Source organism: Bradyrhizobium sp. MOS001 (genome assembly GCF_004634465.1).
GTDB classification, from domain to species: domain Bacteria; phylum Pseudomonadota; class Alphaproteobacteria; order Rhizobiales; family Xanthobacteraceae; genus Bradyrhizobium; species Bradyrhizobium barranii.
Window position 1 is genome coordinate 156966 of sequence record NZ_SPVJ01000012.1, and the last position, 6514, is coordinate 163479.

Below are 6514 nucleotides of genomic sequence, written 5' to 3' on the forward strand. Positions count from 1 at the left end.
GCGCGAGTGGCCGGGCTGAAGGCAGATCGACGGCACGCAAGAGCAATCGCGCCGCACAGGCGGCGCGACAGCGCTGCTTCGTGCTGGAGATCAACCAGAGACCGGTTCTGGCGTTCTCGGCCAGCTCACTGCGATCCGCCCGGGCGCGCGTGCAGGAAGCCTGGTTCGTCGAGGAATTGGAGAGCATGTGTTCAGGTGGGCGTCCTCTCCTGTGCCCGGATCATGTCCGACACGTCAGGCTCGCGCTTCCGGCGGAGATTGCCGCGGTGGAACTCGGACGCGGCCTCGATGAGGCGCGCGGCGAGGACGCCAAATATGGCTTCGCGTTTCTCGTTCCGATCGACGTGCCGCCGAATTAACGGCGTCGACCGCTTTTTCTATTGAACCGCGAAGCGCGCGAGCGCCTCGCGGTCGATATCGATACCTAGCCCCGGTCTGTCAGGCACCCGCACGAAACCCTTCTCGTGCTCGATCGGCTCCTTCAAAATCGCCTGCCGGATCGGATGCTCGGTGCGGTCGAACTCGAGCATCGGTTCGATCGGCGCAAGCGAGGTCGGCGTGTGTGACGGCAGCACGGCGAGGAGCTGGAGCGAGGCCGCGATCGCGATCCCGGTGCCCCAGACATGCGGATTGTAGCGGATGCCGAACGCCTCGCTCATGTCGGCGATCTTCTTGCATTCGGAGAGGCCACCCGCGGCGCAGGTGTCGGGCTGGGCGATGTCCAGCGCATGCGATGCGAACAGGTCGCGAAAACCGAAACGGGTGAATTCGCATTCGCCGCCGGCGATGGGAATCGTCAGCGCGGATCGTACCGCGCGATATCCCGCGACATCCTCCGGCGGCACCGGCTCCTCGAACCAGCCGATGTCGTAGCGCTCAATCATGCGGCCGAGCCGGATCGCCGCCACTGCGTCATAGGCGTGGTTCGCATCGACCATCAGCGCGACATCCAGGCCGATCGCCTCGCGCACCGCGCGGGTGACCGCGGCGTCCTCGGCGATGCCGAAGCCGACCTTCAGCTTCACGGCGCGGAAACCCTCCGCGGCGTAGCCGGCCGCTTCCTCCGGCAGGTATTTGAGCGGATCGCCTGATTTGCGCCGGTAGAGCCCGGTCGCATAGGCCGCTATCTCCTTGCGCGCGGCGCCGCCGAGAAGCTGATGCGCTGGCACGCCGAAATGCTTGCCCTTGATGTCCCACAACGCGATATCGATGCCGCTCAGGCCCTGGATCACGACGCCCTTCTGGCCGTGATCGCGCAAGCGTGCGTAGACCATCTGCCACAGCACGTCGGTGCGCAGCGGATCCTCGCCGATCAGCAAGGGCGCGATGCTCTGCACCACCGCCGCCGTCATCCGCGCCGGCCCGTAGCATTCGCCCCAGCCGGTCAGGCCGTCATCCGTCTCGATCTCGACCAGCATCGCGGTGCGCGTGTCGTACCAGGCGCGCGAATAGGCGAAGGGCTGCGAGAGCTTTGCTTCGAGGATGTGCGTGCGCACCTTGGTGATCTTCATCGCCGATGTTCCTTCAATCCGTTCACCGCGCCTCGTCCAGCACGCACGTCACCGTGCAGACGACGCCGCGCGGCAGGAAGTCGACGGTCGCCTCGCCGCCGAGCTGGTCGCGCGCGCTGCGCTCGATCAGGCGCGATCCGAAACCGCGCTGCACCGGCTCCGTCACCGGCGGTCCGCCGATCTCGCTCCAGATCAGCCGCAGCCGGGGCTTCGGCGTGTCGGCGATGACCTCCCATTCCAGCGTGACCCGGCCGGTCTCGTTCGACAGCGCGCCGTATTTCGCGGCGTTGGTGGCGATCTCGTGCACGATCATCGACAGCACCACGGCGAGCCGCGGCGACAGCGGCACGGTGGGGCCGGCCATGCGGATGCGATCGGGATTGCTCAGCAGGAACGGCTGGAGCACGCGCGCGATCACGTCCCTCAGCTCCGAGCCCGCCCATTTCTCCTGGCTCAGGAGATTATGCGCCTCGGCGAGCGCACCGAGCCGTCCCTCGAACTTGGTCCGCTCGTCCCGGCTTGAACTTCGGAAGGTCTGCACTGCGATCGCCTGCATCAAGGCCAGCGTGTTCTTGACGCGATGGTTGAGCTCCTCGATCAGCAGATTGTGCAGCATCTCGCCGCGCGCGATCGTGGTCGCCATCCGCACCGCGAAGGTCAGGCCGGTCAGCAGCAGGATGCCGCCGATCAGGCTGGTGATCGCGATGTCGCGCCAGAGCGGGGCGATCAGCGATCTCTCGGCGACACCGGCCACGACCGTCCAGCCGGTCAGCCGCGATCTCGTATAGGCGGAGGACAGCGCGACGCCGTCGAGCGAAACGGTGGAGAGGGTCGCCTCCGGCGTCCGGGCCATCGCATCGTTCAGTGCGCCGGAGGCCTGCTTGCCGAACGTCTCGGCCGGATTGGGCGCGCGCGCGAACACGCGACCCTTGGTGTCCAGCAGCGACACCGTCCACTGATCGTTCGGCCGCTGCTGCTCGACCAGTTTCTGGAATGTCGCGATCGGCGGGCTGAAGGAGAGCGCGTAGACGACCTCATCGTTGCGCAGCACGGGAACCTCGACGGTCACGATCGGCCGGTTCTTGGTCGAGCCGGTGAACAGGTCGGAATATTGCGGTGACTTGCTCGCAAATACCCGCTCGACGATCTCGCGATTGTTGCGGGGTGGCAGGTTTGTCGTTTCACTCGTGACGGTCGAGAACAGCTGGTGCCCGCTCCCGTCCGCCACCAGCAGGACGCTGTCCTCGCCATATTGGCTGATGAACCCGGTTGCCAGCCGGCGGAAGTCGTCGAAGTCGCCGCTTTGCAGGGCGTTGCTGAGCGCCAGCACCTGCAAGCCGCCGGTCATCCGCTGCACTTCGGAATCGAGCACGAGGCGCATGCTTCGCACCGTCTCCAGCACGCGTCGTGTCGCGTCGCTGCGGTCCTGGCGATAGTTGGAATAGGCAATACCGACCGCAAAGACGATCAGCGGCAACATCGTTCCCGTGACCAGAAGAGCGAGCCGGACCGGCAGAGTGAGCTTTGACAAACGCGGGCGTCCCGGTTCCAGCGCAGCGGCGCCGGATTATGATTTTGGGGAGACCATACGGGTGAGACTTCCACCGCGCCACGATTTTCGCGTCCGGCGAGCACGTCAGGGAGAGATTTTGCAGCGCGGTCGCGGGCGTCAAGTCGCGCACCGAGGCTGAAAGCGGCATGAAGACCGTCAGGTCTGCACGTCCAACTGAGGAGGATGACGCAGTTCTGATTTTGTGGGCCGTGCCCGCCGTTCTGGTGCTCGGCGGCGGAATTTATCTGGTCGGCCATATGCACTACAACGACGGGCCCTCGCGATCGATCGCGAGGGCCCGTTCTTGTTGAGACGCAGCTCAGAGATTGCTCTCGGTGATCGCCGCATAGACCATGCTGCGCAGTTCGCGCCGGAGCGGATAGGCGCTCGACGGCAGCACCTGCGTCATGAAGATGGTGATCAGCTCTTCGGCCGGGTCGATCCAGAACGAGGTCGTGGCCGCACCGCCCCAATTATATTCGCCCGGGCTGCCGGCGATCAGCGTCTCCGCCGGCCGCATGGTCACGGCGAAGCCGAGGCCGAAGCCGATGCCGTTATAGGTGGCTTCCGAAAACAGCGAGCGCGACACCTCCGGCAGCGCGCGGCCGCCTGGAATGTGGTTGCTCGTCATCAGCGCCAGCGTCTTCGGCCCGAGCAGGCGGACGCCGCCCAGCTCGCCGCCATTGAGCAGCGCGCGGCAGAAGGTGAGATAGTCGGCGACCGTCGAGCATAGTCCGCCGCCGCCCGAGATGAACGAGGGCGGCGACAGGAACGAGCTCTTGGTCGGGTCGTCCTGGAGCGTCAGGCCCTCGCGGCGCTGGCCGGCATGGAAGGTCATGCCGCCACCCGGGTCGGCGGAGTAGCAGGCGGCGAAGCGATGCGCCTTGGCGGCCGGCACGTGAAAATCAGTGTCGGTCATGCCGAGCGGATCGAGGATGCGCGTTTTAAGGAACTGCTCGAAGGGAATCCCGGAGATTTTTCCGACGAGATAGCCGAGCACGTCGGTCGCCACCGAGTAGTTCCAGGATTCGCCCGGCGAGAACTCCAGCGGAATTTTTGCCAGCGCCTCGATCATGCTCTGCAGCGTGCCTGACTTCTCGACCTCGCCGATCTTTTCGGTGCGATAGGCGGCATCGACGTTGGAACGCTGCTGGAAGCCGTAGGTGAGACCGGCGGTGTGCCGCAGCAGGTCGACGATCAGCATCGGCCGGGACGGCGGCCGGGTCAGGAAGGCCGGCGCGGTGCCGGCGACGAACACGCCGAGATCCTTCCATTCCGGAATGTATTTGGCGACGGGCTCGTCGATCGCCACGAGGCCTTGCTCGACCAGCATCATGAAGGCGACGCTGGTGAGCGGCTTGGTCATGGAATAGATGCGGTAAATGGTGTCGTCCTTGACCGGCGCCTTGCGCTCGACGTCGGCAAAGCCCTGCACCGAGCTGTGGGCGACCTTGCCGCGGCGATAGACCAGCAGGTGCGTGCCCGGGAAGCGGCCGGCATCGATGTAGCGGCTCTTCAGATGCGCATCGACGCGGTCGAGCGCGGCCTTGGACATGCCCACGGATTCGGGCGAGGCGGGGGTAGGGGCGAGCATCAGTTCCTCCGGGGCGTTTTGTCGGAAAGTTGATAGCGAAATGCCGGCCCCATTCCAAGCCGGTTGCGCTTAACGCGGCCGGGCCTGCTGGTGTAGGCTGCACTGTGGAACGCCTCCAAGGAGCCCATCCGGGCCAACGAGAAAATTCAGGGCAAACGCACCATGACCCAGTTCAACGAGACCGAACTCACCGAAGCCGTCGTCAAGAGCTTCGACAATACGCCTGATGCGCGGGCAAAATTCCTGCTCCAGGAATTGGTGAAGTCGCTGCACGATTACGTGAGCAAGACCGGTCTCACCTTCGAGGAATGGGAATACGCCATCGATTTCCTGACCCGCACCGGCCACAAATGCACCGACACAAGGCAGGAATTCATCCTGCTCTCCGACGTGCTCGGGGTCTCCATGCTGGTCGACGCCGTCAACCACAGGGATCGCGAGGGCGCCACCCAGACCACGGTGCTCGGCCCGTTCTATGTCGGCGAGCACAAGGTCACCGCGCACGGCACCGACATCTCGCCGAACAATCAGACCGGCGAACGGATGTTCGTGCAGAGCCGCGTCACCGACCTCAAGGGCAAGCCGCTTGCGGGCGTTCCCGTCGACGTCTGGCATGCCGACGATGACGGCTTCTACGATTCACAAAAACCGAACTACGACGAGGTCGGTGCCTCGGCGCGGGCGCGCTTCATCACCGACGCCGACGGCCGCTTCTTCTTCCGCACCATTTTGCCGTGCAGCTATCCGATCCCGACCGATGGCCCTGTCGGCGAGATGATCACGCAGACCAAGCGCCATCCGATGCGCCCCGCTCATGTGCACTTCCTCGTCAATGCGAAAGGCTATGAGCCGCTGATCACCCACGTCTTCATGGACGGCGACAAATATCTCGATTCCGACGTGGTGTTCGGCGTCAAGGACGACCTCGTCGCCAAGGTCGAGCCGCGCAACGACCCTGAGATGCCCGACGGCGCCAAGGCAAACGGGCAGTGGCACCTGATGACCTACGAATTCCACCTCAAGCCCGGCGGCGGCATGGCGCCGAAGCCGCTGGGGGTGAAGGCTGCGGAGCCGGCGTGAGGAATTCTCGCTAGAGCGCGCTTCTAGACCGCTCGGTAGTCAGGGCGCGTGCGACGTCCGCTGTGCTTCTGGTAGCTGCGCAACAGCGGACCTCACTGGATGTCCGAGTTGGGCCAACAACAAACATACTGCGAACATAAAGAAGACGCGAGGCGAGCCGGCCTTAACGCCCCCGGAGCGTCCCGATCAAGCAGGACGGATACCGCCTGTTCGTGCAGCGCGTGGGTTCACATGCCACTCCCTCCGCCACCGCCGCCGCCACCACCAGCTTGTCTGGACGCTTCGAGATTTCTGTCTAAACGACTGGGTTCATTAGGCGCGTAACCGAAAGCTCCCGGATAGCCCTTCTTCGATCCCATTGTTTGTAGCTCATGCAGCGGAGCGTAGCCGGGGACGCCCGGGTGATGTCTCTTAGAGATCTTATGCTGCAGACCAAGTGCTTTGCCTGGTACACCCTGCGCAAGCGCGGCTGGTGCGGCGGCGATGAGAGCGGCGGCACAAAGTGCGATGATCGTTGTCTTCACTTTTCGGTCCTCCCTCCTTGAAACAAAAGAGCCCGCGTAGCGGATTCAACGCCGTCACGACGGCATAGTCGAGCGCAAAAACGTCTAGCCGCAATCAACCTTTAAACCCGGCTAATCGCGCGATGTTTGGGCTATTTGGCCGATGTCGCATATGGGTCTTGGGTGTGTGCAAACGGATAGGTCGGCACGCGGCCGTGGTCGCCAATCGTTGCAGGCGGCCGATGTCTCGCGTCGGAGCGTCCAATGACTGGCC

5 protein-coding genes are annotated in these 6514 nt (G+C 64.4%); 2 read left to right on the forward strand and 3 right to left on the reverse strand.

Annotation, left to right across the window (positions count from 1 at the left end; translation table 11 throughout):
* Positions 1-80 precede the first annotated feature (80 nt).
* A complete protein-coding gene (locus CT676_RS18305; RefSeq protein WP_135215078.1) occupies positions 81-359 on the forward strand; it encodes a hypothetical protein in 279 nt (92 codons plus the stop codon).
* A gap of 18 nt (positions 360-377) precedes the next feature.
* Here CT676_RS18305 and CT676_RS18310 read toward each other — a convergent pair whose 3' ends face one another.
* The 3 genes from CT676_RS18310 to CT676_RS18320 form a co-directional block, all read right to left on the reverse strand.
* Positions 378-1511, reverse strand: a complete 1134-nt coding sequence (locus CT676_RS18310) for a mandelate racemase/muconate lactonizing enzyme family protein (protein ID WP_085404438.1) — start codon at positions 1509-1511, stop codon at positions 378-380.
* Between the two features lie 22 nt (positions 1512-1533).
* Entirely contained in the window at positions 1534-2991 is a 1458-nt protein-coding gene (locus tag CT676_RS18315; protein ID WP_085404437.1) for a sensor histidine kinase, read from the reverse strand.
* Positions 2992-3382: 391 nt separating this feature from the next.
* Positions 3383-4657, reverse strand: coding sequence for a serine hydrolase domain-containing protein (locus CT676_RS18320; RefSeq protein ID WP_085404436.1), 1275 nt, complete (start codon positions 4655-4657; stop codon positions 3383-3385).
* Positions 4658-4819: 162 nt separating this feature from the next.
* On the opposite strand from CT676_RS18320, the gene CT676_RS18325 reads away from it, so the two are divergent.
* On the forward strand, positions 4820-5737 hold the full coding sequence (locus CT676_RS18325) for an intradiol ring-cleavage dioxygenase (RefSeq protein WP_085404435.1): 918 nt from the start codon (positions 4820-4822) through the stop codon (positions 5735-5737).
* The last annotated feature ends 777 nt before the right edge of the window (positions 5738-6514 follow it).

Excerpts from the sequence above, each read along its gene's own strand:
- CT676_RS18310 (WP_085404438.1), bottom strand. The coding sequence starts at position 1,511 with ATGAAGATCACCAAGGTGCGCACGCACATCCTCGAAGCAAAGCTCTCG.
- CT676_RS18315 (WP_085404437.1), bottom strand. The coding sequence starts at position 2,991 with ATGTTGCCGCTGATCGTCTTTGCGGTCGGTATTGCCTATTCCAACTAT.
- CT676_RS18320 (WP_085404436.1), bottom strand. The coding sequence starts at position 4,657 with ATGCTCGCCCCTACCCCCGCCTCGCCCGAATCCGTGGGCATGTCCAAG.
- CT676_RS18325 (WP_085404435.1), top strand. The coding sequence starts at position 4,820 with ATGACCCAGTTCAACGAGACCGAACTCACCGAAGCCGTCGTCAAGAGC.